Below are 14,391 nucleotides of genomic sequence, written 5' to 3'. Positions count from 1 at the left end.
GACGCGTACGGAGCGAGCGGTCTCAGCCGCCCGACAGACCCACCACCAGCCAGATGAACGCCGCCCCCGCCACCGTGCACAGCAGCGTCGAGCGCGCCGGGTGGTCGTGGTGCGCCTCGGGGAGGATCTCCGCCGCGGCGAGGTAGAGCAGGGCGCCGCTGAAGAGACCGAGGTAGCCGCCGAGCAGGGGCTCGGGGATGTGCACGAAGACCGTGGACAGGGCGCCCAGCAGGGGTGCGCAGGCGTCGGCGACGAGCATGGCGACGGCGCGGCGGCGGGCGTTGCCGTAGAGGCTCGTGATGGTGAAGGTGTTGAAGCCGTCGGCGAAGTCGTGCGCGATGACGGCGAGGGCGACGGAGAGACCCATGCCGCCGCCGACCTGGAAGGCGGCGCCGATGGCCACGCCGTCCATGAGGCTGTGGCCGACCATCGCGGCGGCTGCCGTGAGACCGACCTCGGGGGCGCGGTGGTGGTCGTGCTCCTCCCCGCCGTGCGCGGCCTGGCGCGCGGCGAGGAGACGTTCCACCAGATGGGCCAGCAGGAATCCGCCGACGAAGAGCAGCAGGGCGGCGGGTACGCCGAAGACCTCGCGGCCGGCCGCGTGCAGCGCCTCCGGCAGCAGGTCGAGGCCGACCACGCCCAGCATCAGACCGCCCGCCAGGCCCAGCACCAGGTGGCGACGGTCGGTCACACGCTGTGCCGTCCAGCCGCCGGCCAGCGTCATCACAAACGCGCCGAGCGCGACGAGGACCGCCATAACGACCTTGGTATCCGATGAAGGGCCCTCCGCGCACATCCGACGCCTGTGAAACCTCCGCAGACCCTGACATTTCCCTCACTTCTTTTCGTACGAGAGGACCTTTCCCCATGGCCGAGCCCCAGCCCGCGCCGCAGGACGCCCCCGTGGCCGAGCCCTCAGCCGCCGCCCCCGCCCCCACCGGCAAGGTGACCTTCGTCGGTGCCGGTCCCGGCGCCGCCGATCTGCTGACCTTCCGCGCCGCCCGCGCGATCGCCGAGGCGGACGTGGTGATCTGGGCGGCGAGCCTGGTCCGGGCGGAGGTCCTGGAGCACGCGCGGGCGGACGCGGAGGTCCTGGACTCGGCCGCGCTGTCCCTGGAGGACGTGGTGGCGGTGTACCGGCGCGCCCTGGCCGAGGGGCTCAAGGTGGCCCGTGTGCACTCGGGCGACCCCTCGCTGTGGGGCGGTACCCAGGAGCAGCTCGACCGGTGCGCGGAGATCGGGATCGCGACGGAGATCGTGCCGGGCGTGTCGTCGTTCTCGGCGGTGGCCGCGCTCGCGGGGCGCGAGCTGACGATCCCCGAGGTGGCGCAGTCGGTGATCCTGACCCGGCTCGGCGGCGGCAAGACGCCGATGCCGCCGGGTGAGGAGGTACGGGAGTTCGCCCGGCACGGGACGACCATGGCGGTGTTCCTGTCGGCGGCGCGCAGCGGCCAGTTGGTGCGGGAGCTACTGGAGGGCGGTTATCCGACGAGCACACCGGTGGTGGTCGCCCATCAGGTGACCTGGCCGGAGGAGCTGGTGGTGCGCTGCACCATCGGCACGCTGGAGGAGACGGTCAAGGAGCACCGGCTGTGGAAGCACACGCTGTTCCTGATCGGCGCCGCCCTGGACGCCCACGGCACCCGCTCGCACCTCTACCACCCCGGTCACTTCCACGGCTTCCGCAAGGCGGACCCCCAGGCGCGGCGGGCGCTGCGGGAGCGGGGGGCGAGCAGTTGACCGCGTCGGTCGCCCCGCTGATCACGGTCGTCGGCACCGGCACCGGCGCGCCCCTTACGGCGGACGTCCTCGCCCAGGCCGCGCTGGTCGTCGGTGGCCAACGCCATCTGGACGCCGCCGGTCTCCCCGAGGACGTACGGCGCATCGCCCTCGGCTCCCTCTCCCCCGCCCTGGACGCGATCGCCGAGACCCTGGCCAAGGACCTGCCGGTGGTCGTGCTGGCTTCCGGCGACCCCGGGTTCTTCGGGATCGTGCGGGTGCTGGCCGAGCGGTTCGGTCCGGAGCGCCTCGACGTGCGACCCGGGGTGTCCTCGGTGGCCGGGGCGTTCGCGCGGCTGGGGCTGACCTGGGACGACGCGGTGGTGGTGAGCGCGCACGGGCGTGATCCGCGTACGGCGGTGCAGTTGTGCCGGGCGTATCCGAAGGTCGCCGTGCTGACCGGACCGGGGTCGGGTCCCGCCGAGCTGGGTGCCCGGCTGGCCGGCAGCGGTCGGACGCTGGTCGTGGTGAGCGCCCTCGGTGAGCCGGAGGACGAGCGGGTGGAGCGGGTGACGCCCGCCGAGGCTGCCCGGCGGGACTGGGGCACGGCGGTGAACGTGGTGCTGTGTCTGGACGAGTCCCGGGCGCCCCGGGGACCGCGCACGATGGCGGGTCCTGCCGTCGGACCGGGGCGCTGGGCGCTGGAGGAGGACGCGTTCGCGCACCGGGACTCGATGATCACCAAGTTCGAGGTGCGGGCGCTCGCGCTCGCCCGGCTCGGACCGCGCCCCGGCGATCTGGTGTGGGACGTGGGCGCGGGGTCGGGCTCGGTGGCGGTGGAGTGCGCGCGCCTCGGCGCGGCCGTGGTCGCGGTGGAGAAGACCGAGGACGGCTGCGAGCGGGTCCGCGCCAACGCGCGCGCCCATGACGTGGACGTGTCCGTGGTGCACGGTACGGCTCCGGAGGCGCTGGCCGGTCTGGACGACGACCCCGACGCCGTGTTCGTCGGCGGCGGGGGGCGTGAGCTGGGCGCGGTGGTCGAGGCGTGCGCGCGGCGGGCGCGGCGCACGGTCGTGGTCGCGATGGCGGCGCTGGACCGGGTGCCCGAGGCGCGCGCGGCGCTCGCGCGGGCCGGATTCGGCTGTGACGGCGTGCTGTTGCAGTCCTCGCGGCTGGCACCGCTGCCCGGTGACGTGACCCGGCTCGCGGCCACCAACCCCGTTTTCCTGCTGTGGGGCGAGCGTGCCCCGCGGCCGAACGAAGGAGCAGTTCAGTGATCGGCCTGATTTCCGCCACCTCGGCGGGGGCTGCGGCGCGGGACCGCCTTGCGGCGGCGTGGCCGGACCGTACCCGGGTGTACGAGGGCCCGGTCGGGGACGCGGTGCGCGCCGCGTTCGCGGAGTGCGAGCAGCTCGTGTGCTTCCTGGCGACGGGCGCGGTGGTGCGTCTGGTGGCGCCGCTGCTCGGGGACAAGGCGGCCGATCCGGGTGTGGTGTGCGTGGACGAGGGTGGCCGGTTCGCGGTGTCGCTGCTCGGCGGGCACGCGGGCGGTGCCAATGAACTCGCCGGTGCGGTGGGTGAGTTGCTGGGTGCGGAGCCGGTGGTGACGACCGCGACGGACGCGGTGGGTGTCGCCGGGCTGGACACGCTGGGGCTGCCCGTCGAGGGCGCGGTGGCGGCGGTGTCGCGGGCGCTGCTGGACGGCGAACCGGTGGCTCTGGAGGCGGAGTTGGCGTGGCCGCTGGCTCCGCTGCCGGTGGCGGAGCGCGGGGCGTACACGGTACGGCTCACCGACCGTGCCGTCGAACCGGGCCCGCGTGAGGTGCTGTTGCGTCCCCCGTCGCTGGTGGTCGGGGTGGGTGCCTCGCGGGGCGCGCCCGTGGACGAGGTGCTGGAGCTGATCGGGTCGGCGCTCGCGGAGGCGGGGCTGTCGGTGCGGTCGGTGACTCAACTGGCCACGGTGGACGCCAAGTCGGAGGAGCCGGGGCTCGTGGGCGCCGCCGAGCGGCTGGGCGTTCCGCTGATCACTTATACGGCAGAGGAGTTGGCGGGCGTCGCCGTGCCGAATCCGTCCGACGCGCCCCTCGCGGCGGTCGGCACCCCGTCCGTCGCGGAGGCGGCGGCGCTGCTCGGCGGAGGTGAACTCCTCGTGCCCAAGCGGAAGTCGGCGGGCAGTCCGGCGATGGCGACCTGTGCGGTCGTACGGCGTCCGGCGCGCGGGCGGCTCGCGGTGGTGGGGCTCGGTCCCGGCGCCCGGGACCTGGTCACGCCGCGCGCGGTGGCCGAACTGCGGCGCGCCTCGGTGCTGGTGGGGCTCGACCAGTACGTGGACCAGATCCGCGATCTGCTGCGTCCGGGCACCCGGGTGCTGGAGTCGGGGCTCGGCGCGGAGGAGGAGCGGGCGCGGACGGCTGTCGCTCAGGCGCGCGCCGGACACGCGGTGGCGCTGATCGGCAGCGGGGACGCAGGGGTGTACGCGATGGCGTCCCCGGCGCTCGCGGAGGCGTCCGACGACATCGACGTGGTGGGCGTGCCGGGGGTGACGGCGGCGCTTGCGGCGGGGGCGCTGCTCGGCGCGCCGCTGGGCCACGACCATGTGTCGATCAGCCTGTCCGACCTGCACACGCCGTGGGAGGTCATCGAGCGACGGGTGCGCGCGGCGGCGGAGTCGGACCTCGTGGTGACGTTCTACAACCCGCGCTCGCGCGGCCGTGACTGGCAACTCCCCAAGGCGCTGGCGGCGTTGGCGGAACACCGGGCGCCTTCCACCCCGGTCGGGGTGGTCCGCAACGCCTCGCGCCCCGACGAGTCCAGCCGGGTGACCACGCTGGCCGCGCTCGACCCGGCGTCCGTGGACATGATGACCGTGGTGACCGTGGGCAACACCGCGACCCGGGAGATCGCCGGGCGCATGGTGACCCCGCGCGGCTACCGCTGGCAGGCGAGCGCCGAGGAGGGTGCCCGGTGAACCGTGTGGTCCATCCCATCGAACAGGAGTCCTTCCGGCGGCTGCGCGCCCGCCTGGACACCTCTGAACTCCCCTTGCTGACCAGGGCGGTGGTGGAGCGGGTGATCCACTCCGCCGCCGATCTCGACTACGCGACGGATCTCGTCCTGGCCGAGTCCGACCTCGCGCGCGGACATGCCGCGCTGCACGCGGGGGCGCCCGTCGTGGTGGACGTGGAGATGGTCGCGGCGGGGATCACCCGGCGCGAGACCGTCTGCCGTCTGAAGGACGCCGAGTCCGGTCCCGGACTGACCCGTTCGGCGCACGCCGTGCGGCTCGCGTACGAGGAGGTCGGACCCGGCGCCCTGTGGGTGATCGGCTGTGCGCCGACCGCCCTGGAGGAGTTGCTGACCCTGGACGCCGACCCGGCGCTCGTCATCGGTCTGCCCGTCGGCTTCGTCGGCGCGGCCGAGTCCAAGGAGGCGCTGCGCGCGAGCGGGCTGCCCGCCGTGAGCAACGTCTCCGAGAAGGGCGGTTCGGCGGTGGCCGCCGCCGCGCTCAACGCCCTGCTGTACCAACCGATTTCCCCCGAGGAGAAACAGTGACCACCCAGCCGCCCGCCCTGCTCGTCGCCGGACACGGCACCCGGGACGAGGCCGGAGCCGAGGCATTCCGTGACTTCGTGAGGGAGTTGGGCCGTCGTCGCCCCGAACTGCCCGTGGCGGGGGGCTTCATCGAGCTGTCCCCGCCCCCGCTCGGCGAGGCCGTCGCCGAGCTGGTCGAGCGGGGGGTGCGCAAGTTCGCCGCCGTACCGCTGATGCTGGTCTCCGCCGGGCACGCCAAGGGCGACATACCCGCCGCGCTGGCCCGCGAGAAGGAACGGCACCCGGGTCTGACGTACACCTACGGCCGCCCCCTCGGCCCGCACCCCGCCCTGCTGCGGGTGCTGGAACGCCGCCTGGACGAAGCCCTCGCGGGCACCGACCGGAGTGACGTCACCGTGCTCCTCGTGGGGCGCGGCTCCACCGACCCGGACGCCAACGCCGAGGTGTGCAAGGCGGCGCGGCTGCTGTGGGAGGGACGCGGATTCGCCGCCGTGGAGACGGCGTTCGTCTCGCTCGCGGCGCCGGACGTGCCGAGCGGACTCGACCGGTGCGCGCGACTGGGGGCGCGGCGGATCGTCGTCCTGCCGTACTTCCTCTTCACCGGCATCCTCCCGGACCGCGTACGGCGCCAGACCGAGGAGTGGTCCGCCGCCCACCCGGACACCGAGGTCCGCTCGGCCGACGTCATCGGTCCCGAGCCGGAGCTGCTGGACCTTGTCCTGGAGCGGTACGAGGAGGCGGTGCGCGGGGATCTGCGGATGAACTGCGACTCCTGCGTGTACCGGATCGCGCTGCCCGGCTTCGAGGACAAGGTGGGGCTCCCCCAGCAGCCGCACTTCCACCCGGACGACGACGGGTCCGACAGCCATGGTCACGGCCACGGACATGGGCACCACCACCATGGCGGACACACCCACAGCCATGCCCACTGAGGAGGACGGCGGCGCCCCGGACCTGCGCCACCACGGTGACGCGGAGGTCCGCGACGACGGCGCGGACCTGATCGACCTCGCGGTCAACGTCCGCACGGGGACGCCTCCGCTGTGGCTCCGCGAGGAGATCGCCGCGTCGCTGTCCTCCCTGGCGACCTACCCGGACGGGCGTGCCGCGCGGGCGGCGGTCGCCGCGCGGCACGGGCTGCCGGTGGAGCGGGTGCTGCTGACCGCCGGGGCGGCGGAGGCGTTCGTCCTGCTGGCGCGGGCGCTGAAGGTACGGCGTCCGGTGGTCGTGCATCCCCAGTTCACGGAGCCGGAGGCGGCGCTGCGGGACGCGGGGCACACCGTCGACCGTGTGCTGCTCCGGGAGCGGGACGGCTTCCGGCTGGACCCCGGGCTCGTCCCCGAGGACGCGGACCTGGTGGTGGTCGGCAACCCGACCAACCCGACGTCCGTACTCCACCCCGCGTCCGCGCTGCTGCGGCTCGCCCGCCCCGGGCGGACGCTGGTCGTGGACGAGGCGTTCATGGACGCGGTCCCGGGTGAGCGGGAGTCCCTGGCGGGGCGGTGCGATGTGCCGGGGCTGGTGGTGCTGCGGAGCCTGACCAAGACATGGGGGCTCGCCGGACTCCGGATCGGCTATGTCCTCGCGGAACCGGAGATCATCTCCCGGCTTGAGCGTGCTCAGCCCCTATGGGCGGTCTCCACACCCGCACTGGTGGCGGCACGGGTCTGCGTCACACCCCGGGCTGTCACGGAGGCGGAATCGGCTGCCCGTCAGATCGCCGTGGACCGGGAGTTCCTGGTCAAGGGGTTGGCGGAGCGGGGCGTGGAGGTGACCGGCCCAGCGGAGGCGCCGTTCGTGCTGGCCCGGATTCCCGGGGCAGCCGAAGTACGGTCACGGCTGCGGGACTTGGGCTACGCGGTCCGCCGGGGCGACACCTTCCCCGGTCTCGGGGCGGAGTGGGTACGGGTGGCGGTACGCGACGCGGCCACGACAGCGGGATTCCTGACGGCACTCGGCACCGTTCTGAGCCAAGCGGGCTAGCGCTCCTGGCGGTTACTCCAGTCGGACAAAGCGCGTGGCCCGGTACCGCCGATTCGTTCGGCGGCACCGGGCCAACTCGCCCAGGAAACCGGGTCGTTCGTCAGCCCCGCCGACGCCGTGCCAGCACCGCCGCTCCGCCGCCCAGCAGCAGCAACGCCAGTGCGCCGCCTGCCAGATAGGGGGTGGAGGAGCTGGCGCCCGTTTCCGCGAGGTCGCTCTTGGTGCCGCCCTGGGGCTTCACGTCGGAGGCGGGCTTGGCGGGGGCGGGAGAGGCGGTGTCGGAGGACGACGGGGCGGGCTTGGTGCTCGGGGCCGTGCCGCCGTCGCTCGGGGGTGTGCTGGCGGTCGGCTCGTCGTCGTCGCCCGGCTCGTCCGTCTTCGGCGGGGGCGGGACCTGGCCACCGTCGTGCCCGTGACCGCCGCCTCCGTGACCGCCGCCGCCCCAGCCGCCGCGAGGCGTCTCGCAGGTCGCCTTCGCCAGCGTCACCGTGCCCTCGACCTCCGCGACGTTGAGCCGCAACGGGTTGACGGAGACCTTGAGTTCGAGGGCGGTGGCGGCGGCCGTGCGGGAGGTGGTGTGGCGCTGGGAGAGGTCGAGGCGGACCTCACCGACACCGGGGACCTTGACGATGGACGGACCGCCCGCCGTGAGGTTGACGTGCTTGCCGAGGACGGTGACGCCGCCGAGGACGTTGGCGACGGCTTCCGGTCGCTCCCCCGCCTCGCAGGTGGCGCGGGCGGTGACCGTGCCGACCTCGATGAGGGACAGCAGCGGCAGCCCGGGGACGTGCACGCGGGCGTGGACCAGTCGTACGGAGCCCTCGGCGCGCTCGGCATTGGCGGTGGCGTGCGCTCGGGCGACCTCGGCGCCGAGGACGGAGAAGGGACGGTCTCCGTTCACCCCGTCGAGCCGGGCCGTGAGGGCGGTGCGGTCGGCGTCGCCGGGCGCCTCGACCTCGTTGAGGGTGACCTGGAGCGGGACGTCCACGGTCTTGTGGAGCAGGGACACATCGAGCCCGGTGCGCAGGACGACGGCGGAGGCGTGGCCGTGACGACCGGTGGCGTGCGCGGTGCCCGCGCCCAGGACCGCGGGACCGGCGGTGAGGGCGGTGACGGTCGCGACGGCGGCCAGACGGCGTGCGGGCATGCGGAAGTTGAGGCTGTTCAAGGCGGTGGGCTCCCGAGAAGGAACTTGCTTGGGACGCGTCAACTTTTACGCACTGTGGGTGAACGGTCAGCAATCCTGGGTTACTTCACTCCATCGTGGAGATACCGCACGCCTCTTCGATTCCCGGGGCACAGGAGTTCTCCCACGCCCCGGCAGGTCACTGCATGACTCGCCCGTTCAGCACCACGCGACGCGGGGCGGCAAGCACTCGTACATCGGCGCGGGGGTCGGACTCGTAGACGACGAGGTCGGCGGGCGCGCCCTCCTCAAGGCCGGGGCGGCCGAGCCACGCGCGGGCGCCCCAGCTCGTCGCGGAGAGCGCGGCCAGGGACGGGATGCCCGCGGTGACGAGTTCCTCGACCTCCGCCGCGACCAGACCGTGGGGCAGGGAGCCGCCCGCGTCGGTGCCGACGTACACCGCGATCCCGGCGTCATAGGCGTCGCGCACCGTGTCGTAGCGGCGTTCATGGAGGCGGCGCATATGTGCGGACCACCGGGGGAACTTGGTGTCGCCGCCCGCCGCCAGGCGCGGGAAGGTGGCGATGTTGACCAGGGTCGGGACGATCGCCACACCGTGCTCGACGAAGAGCGGGATCAGCTCGGGGGTGAGTCCGGTGGCGTGCTCGACGCAGTCGATGCCGGACTCCACCAGGTCGCGCAGCGAACTCTCCGCGAAGCAGTGCGCGGTGACGCGGGCGCCCTGGCGGTGCGCCTCGGCGATGCCCGCCGCGACCGTCTCGCGCGGCCAGCAGGGGGCGAGGTCGCCGAGGTCGCGGTCGATCCAGTCCCCGACCAGCTTGACCCAGCCGTCCCCGCGCCGCGCCTCCTGGCGGACGTAGGCGACGAGGTCGTCCGGCTCGATCTCGTGGGCGTAGCCCCGGATGTAGCGGCGGGTACGGGCGATGTGCCGCCCGGCGCGGATGATCTTCGGCAGGTCGTCGCGCTCGTCGGTCCAGCGGGTGTCCGAGGGCGAACCGGCGTCCCGGATCAGCAGCGTTCCGGTCTCCCGGTCGGTCAGCGCCTGTTTCTCGGCGGTCTCCGCGTCCACGGGACCCTCCGCGCCGAGCCCCACATGGCAGTGCGCGTCGACCAGACCGGGCAGCGCCCATCCCGTCACCGTCGTCACGTCCCCGGCGCCCACAGGACGGTCGTACGTGACCCGTCCGCCGACCACCCACAGCTCGTCCCGGACGTCCTCGGGCCCGACGAGCACCCGCCCCTTGACGTGCAGCACCGACTGATCGCTCATGTACGGCACCCTAAACCGCCTTCCCGGCGGCGCGGCAGGTCCGGTAACGTCCTCCGGCGTGAACACCGGACCGGCCCCTTCGCGGCCACTCACGGACAGGCGACCCGGTGGGTAGCTGATCGCCACATGGGTGCGCCCCACATGGTTGCGCCACACATGGGCGCGTCCCACATGGGTGCGCCGCACATGCGCCGCCCTCGCCAGGTGTCCCCGCCACCCGTCCCGCGGACCTCCCCGCGCCCGAGCACCGAGCCATCTCTTACTCCGTGCCGGACCACAGCGAGGTCAGCCGTATGACAGTCACGTTCAACCACACCATCATCGCCGCCAGGGACCGGGACGTCTCCGCCAGGTTCTTCCGGGAGCTGCTGGAGCTTCCCGAAGCGCCGTCCTGGGGACCGTTCCGCAACATCCAGCTCACTGACGGGGTGCTGCTCCAGTTCGCGGAGCCGCCGGTGGAGATCCAGATGCAGCACTACGCGTTCCTGGTCGACGACGAGCTGTTCGACCGGGCGTACCGGCGGCTGTGCGAGGGGGGTGTCACGCACTGGGCCGATCCGCAGATGCGGCGCCCCGGCGAGATCAACCACGAGCACGGCGGCCGGGGCGTCTACTTCAAGGACCCCGCCGGGCACGCGATCGAGCTGATCACGCGCCCGTACCTGTAGGCGGACACCCCAGGCGCACATGGAAGGACCGGGCACCCCAGCACAAGGGAGCCCGGCCGTTCCGGGAACACAGCGAAGCCCTCAGGCGCCGGACTTCTCCGGACCCGCCCCCACCGGTCCGTCCGTCTCCTCCACCTCGGCCATCGCCGGGTCGAGGACGCGGGAGAGGAAGTGGCGGGTGCGTTCGTTGCGGGGGTTGCCGATGACCTGCTCGGGCGTGCCGTCCTCGACGATGACACCGCCGTCCATGAAGACGACGCGGTCGGCAACCTCGCGGGCGAAGGTCATCTCGTGGGTGACGACCATCATGGTCATGCCCTCCTGGGCGAGCCCGCGCATCACCGCGAGCACGTCCCCGACCAGCTCGGGGTCGAGCGCGGAGGTCGGCTCGTCGAAGAGCATCACCTCGGGTCCCATGGCGAGCGCGCGGGCGATGGCCACACGCTGCTGCTGACCGCCGGAGAGGGCGGCCGGGTGCGCCTCGGCCTTCTCCGCGAGACCCACCCGCGCGAGGTTCTCGGCGGCGATCCGCGCGGCCGTCGCCTTGTCCCGGCCGAGGACCCGGCGCTGGGGCAGTGTGAGGTTCTCGGTGACGTTCAGGTGCGGGAAGAGGTTGAACTGCTGGAAGACCATGCCGATGCGGCGGCGGGCGGCGTCGAGGTCGACGTCCGGGTCGGTCAGCTCGGTGCCGCCGACGAAGACCTTGCCCTCGCTGGGCTCTTCGAGCAGGTTGACGCAGCGCAGCAGGGTGGACTTGCCGGAACCGGAGGGGCCGATGACGCAGACCACCTCGCCCTGGCCGATCTCCAGGTCGACGCCGCGCAGGACGTGGTTGTCGCCGAAGGACTTGTGCAGGTGCTCGATACGGATCTCGGGGGTGCTCACCGGATCGCCTCCTGGGACCTGGACTCCATGCGCCGCACGACGAAGCCGAGCGGGACGGTGACCAGCAGATAGCACAGGCCGGCCACCAGGATCGGCGTGGAGTTGGCGGTGGTGCTGGCCAAGTCGTTGCCGAACTTGGACAGTTCGCGCTCCTCCAGGGTGACGCCGAGGAACAGCACCAGCGAGGAGTCCTTGAAGAGCAGGACGAGTTCGTTGGTCAGCGGCGGCAGGATGATGCGGAACGCCTGCGGGATGACGATCGAGATCATGGCCCGCGCGGGTGAGAAGCCGAGCGAACGGGCCGCCTCCATCTGCCCCTTGGGCACGGCCTGGATGCCCGCGCGGATCGTCTCGGCCATGTAGGCGGCGGAGACGAGTCCGAGCGCGACGGCGACCTTGCCGTAAGTACCGCCCGGATACTGCACGTTCGGGAACGCCAGCGGCACGCCGACGCCCACGAAGATGAAGATCAGCAGGGCGGGCAGACCGCGGAAGATCTCGATGTAGACGCCGGCGACCCAGCGGTAGGGCGCCACGGAGGACAGCCGCATCAGGGCGACGACGATGCCGAGACCGAGTCCGACGACGAAGCCGGACAGGGTGTAGAGCACGGTGTTCTTCAGCGCCAGGGTGATGACGTCGGGGAACATCTGCTCGGCGATGGGCAGTTGCAGGAACTGGTTCTGCAGCCGTCCCCAGTCCGCCGAGAACGCGAAGGCGAGTACGGCGGCGACGAAGACGGCGTACTGCACGCCGCGCGAGACCCGCCGTCGCTGGCGGCGGGTCAGTCCCTGCTTCTTCGGTTGGCTACGGGTGTCCGTGTCGGTCATGGAGTCAGCGGATTCAGGAGGAGGGCGTCGCGGCCGGGGAGGCGGCCGAGGCGTCGTACGGGCCGATCCACTTCTCGTAGATCTTCTTGTAGGTGCCGTCGGACTTGGCCTTGGCGAGCTGCTTGTTGACGGCGTCGAGGAGGGCGGTGTTGCCCTTCTTCACCGTGAAGCCGTACTGCTCGCCGGTGCGCAGATTCCCGACGATCTTGAAGGCGTCGGCGTTGGACTTGTCCTTCAGCCAGCTCTGGACCACCGGGTAGTCGACGATGATCGCCTGGACCTGGTTGGTGCGCAGACCGTTGAGGAGCGCGTCGGAGGAGTGGAAGGAGACCGGGTCGAGACCCTTGCTCTTCGCGTAGTCCTCGCCGGTGGTCTGCGCCTGGGCGCCGAGCGACTTGTGCTCCGCCTTGATGTCCTGGAAGGACTTCAGACCGCTGTTCTTGCCGACCAGGACGGCCTGGGTCGCCTCGAAGTACGGGTCGGAGAAGTCGACGTTCTTCTTGCGCTCGGGCGTGATGGTCATGCCCGCCGCCGCCAGGTCGCACTGGCCGGAGTTGAGGAACGCGCCCGTCTTGAAGTTCTCGAAGGGCGTGTCGAGGATCTGCTGCTTGACGCCCAGGTCCTTGGCGACGAGGTCGACCAGGGAGACGTCGAAGCCCTGCACCTTGCCGTCGATCACCGACTGGAACGGCGGGTAGGGCAGATGGGTGCAGACGGTGAGCTGACCGGCCTTGACGAGGTGGACCCCCTTGGCGGTGGCGTTGCCGCTCCCGCCGCCGTCCGAAGAGGAACAGCCCGCGACGAGCGCGACGGCGCCCGCCACGGTGGCGGCTGCCAGAAGACGGGTCCGGCGCCCGAGGAGCGTTTTCATGGGGGATCTCCCTGTGGGGGAACTGTGGGTTCCGATTATAAGGAGAGGTTTGGGTCTCTCAAATCAAACCGATGGCCTGGAGGCCGTCCGGCCTAAGAACTCGCCGGTCAAAGCGGCATGGAGACCGCGAGTTACCCTCGTCACCGTCGGCCTCCGGCCGGTTCCGTGTACCCATGCGAGCGAAGAGAGCACCCCGTGACCCACCCCTTCCTCGACCTGCCCCCGCTGACCGCCGCGCGGTTCGCCGCCATCGAGGACCAGGTGGCCGCGCTCCTCGAGACCGGGCAGGACGTGCTGATCACCCAGGGCGAGGCGCTGCTGCCGCTGGAGGGCGCGATCCGCGCCGCCGCGGGTCCGGGCACGGTCGCCCTGAACGTGATCACGGGTCCCTACGGCCAGACCTTCGGCAACTGGCTGCGCGACAGCGGCGCCACCGTGCACGACCTCGCGGTCCCCTTCCACGCGGCCGTCACCGCCGAGCAGATCCGGGAGGCGTTCGCCGAACACCCGGAGATCGACTTCGTGTCTCTGGTGCACGCCGAAGCGGCGACCGGCAACACCAACCCGGTCGCGGAGATCGGCGAGGTGGTGCGCGAGCACGGCGCCCTCTTCTATCTGGACGCGGTCGCCTCGGTCGGCGCGGAGCCGGTGCTGCCGGACGCGTGGGGCGTGGACCTGTGCGTGATCGGGGCGCAGAAGGCGATGGGCGGACCGGCGGGGGTGTCCGCGATCTCGGTGAGCGAGCGCGCCTGGGCCCGGATGGCCGCCAACCCGGACGCCCCGCGCCGCTCCTATCTGTCGCTGCTGGACTGGAAGGAGCGCTGGATCGACGCGGGGCGCGCCATCCTGCCGCACGCCCCGGCGCAACTGGAGATGCTGGCTCTCGAGGCGTGCCTGGAGCGCATCGAGGCGGACGGTCTCGACGCCGTGATGGCCCGGCACCGGGCGGCCGCGCGGGCGACGCGGGCGGGCGCGCTCGCGCTGCGCGGCGGTCTGGAGCCGTACGTCCACCAGGCACGCGACGCGGCTCCGGTGGCGACGACGCTGCGGGTGCCGGAGCGGGTGGCCGCCTCGGAGCTGGTGGCCGAGGCACTGCGCACGGACCCGGGGCTGCCGCTGGCCGCCGGGGGCGGCGCGCTGGCCAAGGAGATGATCCGGGTCAACCACTACGGTCCCGACGCGACCTTGGACGCGGTGCGCCGTTCGCTGGCGGCGCTGGGCGCGGCCATGGCCGCGCAGGGGATCGCGGTGGACCCGGAGGGCGCGCTGCGGGCGGCGGGGGAAGCCTGGCACTGACCGGCAGCCCGAATCCTGCCGACGGCCCGCGCGAATTCGCGCGGGCCGTTTTCCATGCCCGCTTCCATGCCGTCTTCCGCGCTCGCCCACTCTTTCACCAATTCCACATTCTTCGTTCAATTCTCAGGGGGCAGCGCCCGGGTATTCGTCTGCCCGCTTTTTGCAACGCT

General features: G+C 72.5%; 14 protein-coding genes. 8 read left to right on the top strand and 6 right to left on the bottom strand.

Translation table 11 applies throughout. The annotated features are described in order from the left end of the window. Positions 1-22: 22 nt before the first annotated feature. Positions 23-757, bottom strand: a complete 735-nt coding sequence (locus tag IF655_RS21240) for a ZIP family metal transporter (protein ID WP_199586589.1) — start codon at positions 755-757, stop codon at positions 23-25. A 110-nt stretch (positions 758-867) separates the two neighbouring features. On the opposite strand from IF655_RS21240, the gene cobM reads away from it, so the two are divergent. From cobM to cobC, 6 genes are read left to right on the top strand one after another with little or no spacing between them, the layout of a single operon-like run. Next, the gene (cobM, locus tag IF655_RS21235) at positions 868-1,740 is read left to right on the top strand and encodes a precorrin-4 C(11)-methyltransferase (protein WP_206776223.1); all 873 of its coding nucleotides are present in this window, start codon (positions 868-870) and stop codon (positions 1,738-1,740) included. A 17-nt stretch (positions 1,741-1,757) separates the two neighbouring features. Further along, the gene (cbiE, locus tag IF655_RS21230) at positions 1,758-2,996 is read left to right on the top strand and encodes a precorrin-6y C5,15-methyltransferase (decarboxylating) subunit CbiE (RefSeq protein WP_199586658.1); all 1,239 of its coding nucleotides are present in this window, start codon (positions 1,758-1,760) and stop codon (positions 2,994-2,996) included. Then, positions 2,993-4,687 (top strand): precorrin-3B C(17)-methyltransferase, encoded by a 1,695-nt coding sequence (gene cobJ, locus IF655_RS21225; protein WP_199586588.1) that lies wholly within the window; start codon positions 2,993-2,995, stop codon positions 4,685-4,687. The genes cbiE and cobJ overlap by 4 nt, the downstream gene beginning before the upstream one ends. Next, entirely contained in the window at positions 4,684-5,271 is a 588-nt protein-coding gene (locus IF655_RS21220; protein WP_199586587.1) for a precorrin-8X methylmutase, read from the top strand. The genes cobJ and IF655_RS21220 overlap by 4 nt, the downstream gene beginning before the upstream one ends. Beyond that, positions 5,268-6,203, top strand: coding sequence for a sirohydrochlorin chelatase (locus IF655_RS21215; protein WP_199586586.1), 936 nt, complete (start codon positions 5,268-5,270; stop codon positions 6,201-6,203). Before IF655_RS21220 ends, IF655_RS21215 begins: the two co-directional genes overlap by 4 nt. Further along, positions 6,193-7,254 (top strand): Rv2231c family pyridoxal phosphate-dependent protein CobC, encoded by a 1,062-nt coding sequence (cobC, locus tag IF655_RS21210; protein WP_199586585.1) that lies wholly within the window; start codon positions 6,193-6,195, stop codon positions 7,252-7,254. The genes IF655_RS21215 and cobC overlap by 11 nt, the downstream gene beginning before the upstream one ends. A 100-nt stretch (positions 7,255-7,354) precedes the next feature. Here cobC and IF655_RS21205 read toward each other — a convergent pair whose 3' ends face one another. Both IF655_RS21205 and IF655_RS21200 read right to left on the bottom strand, forming a co-directional pair. Further along, positions 7,355-8,422 carry an SCO1860 family LAETG-anchored protein gene (locus tag IF655_RS21205; RefSeq protein ID WP_199586584.1) on the bottom strand — a complete coding sequence of 356 codons (1,068 nt, stop codon included), beginning with the start codon at positions 8,420-8,422 and terminating at the stop codon, positions 7,355-7,357. 157 nt (positions 8,423-8,579) lie between these two features. After that, positions 8,580-9,671: an amidohydrolase family protein gene (locus IF655_RS21200; RefSeq protein ID WP_199586583.1), complete on the bottom strand. Its 1,092-nt coding sequence runs from the start codon at positions 9,669-9,671 to the stop codon at positions 8,580-8,582. A 293-nt stretch (positions 9,672-9,964) separates the two neighbouring features. On the opposite strand from IF655_RS21200, the gene IF655_RS21195 reads away from it, so the two are divergent. Further along, positions 9,965-10,339, top strand: coding sequence for a VOC family protein (locus IF655_RS21195; protein ID WP_199586582.1), 375 nt, complete (start codon positions 9,965-9,967; stop codon positions 10,337-10,339). Between the two features lie 81 nt (positions 10,340-10,420). On the opposite strand, the gene IF655_RS21190 is transcribed toward IF655_RS21195, so the two are convergent. The 3 genes from IF655_RS21190 to IF655_RS21180 are packed head-to-tail and all read right to left on the bottom strand — an operon-like array spanning position 10,421 to position 12,925. Further along, entirely contained in the window at positions 10,421-11,224 is an 804-nt protein-coding gene (locus IF655_RS21190; protein ID WP_199586581.1) for an amino acid ABC transporter ATP-binding protein, read from the bottom strand. Then, positions 11,221-12,054, bottom strand: a complete 834-nt coding sequence (locus IF655_RS21185) for an amino acid ABC transporter permease (protein WP_199586580.1) — start codon at positions 12,052-12,054, stop codon at positions 11,221-11,223. Before IF655_RS21185 ends, IF655_RS21190 begins: the two co-directional genes overlap by 4 nt. A 13-nt stretch (positions 12,055-12,067) precedes the next feature. Next, the gene (locus IF655_RS21180; RefSeq protein ID WP_199586579.1) at positions 12,068-12,925 is read right to left on the bottom strand and encodes a transporter substrate-binding domain-containing protein; all 858 of its coding nucleotides are present in this window, start codon (positions 12,923-12,925) and stop codon (positions 12,068-12,070) included. A gap of 195 nt (positions 12,926-13,120) precedes the next feature. On the opposite strand from IF655_RS21180, the gene IF655_RS21175 reads away from it, so the two are divergent. Next, positions 13,121-14,221 carry an aminotransferase class V-fold PLP-dependent enzyme gene (locus IF655_RS21175; protein WP_199586578.1) on the top strand — a complete coding sequence of 367 codons (1,101 nt, stop codon included), beginning with the start codon at positions 13,121-13,123 and terminating at the stop codon, positions 14,219-14,221. The last annotated feature ends 170 nt before the right edge of the window (positions 14,222-14,391 follow it).

The organism is Streptomyces sp. DSM 110735 (genome assembly GCF_016482685.1).
In the GTDB taxonomy this organism is placed as follows: Bacteria; Actinomycetota; Actinomycetes; order Streptomycetales; family Streptomycetaceae; genus Streptomyces.
The sequence above is the reverse complement of the archived record's forward strand: the minus strand, read 5'-3'. Positions and strand labels throughout refer to the sequence as shown.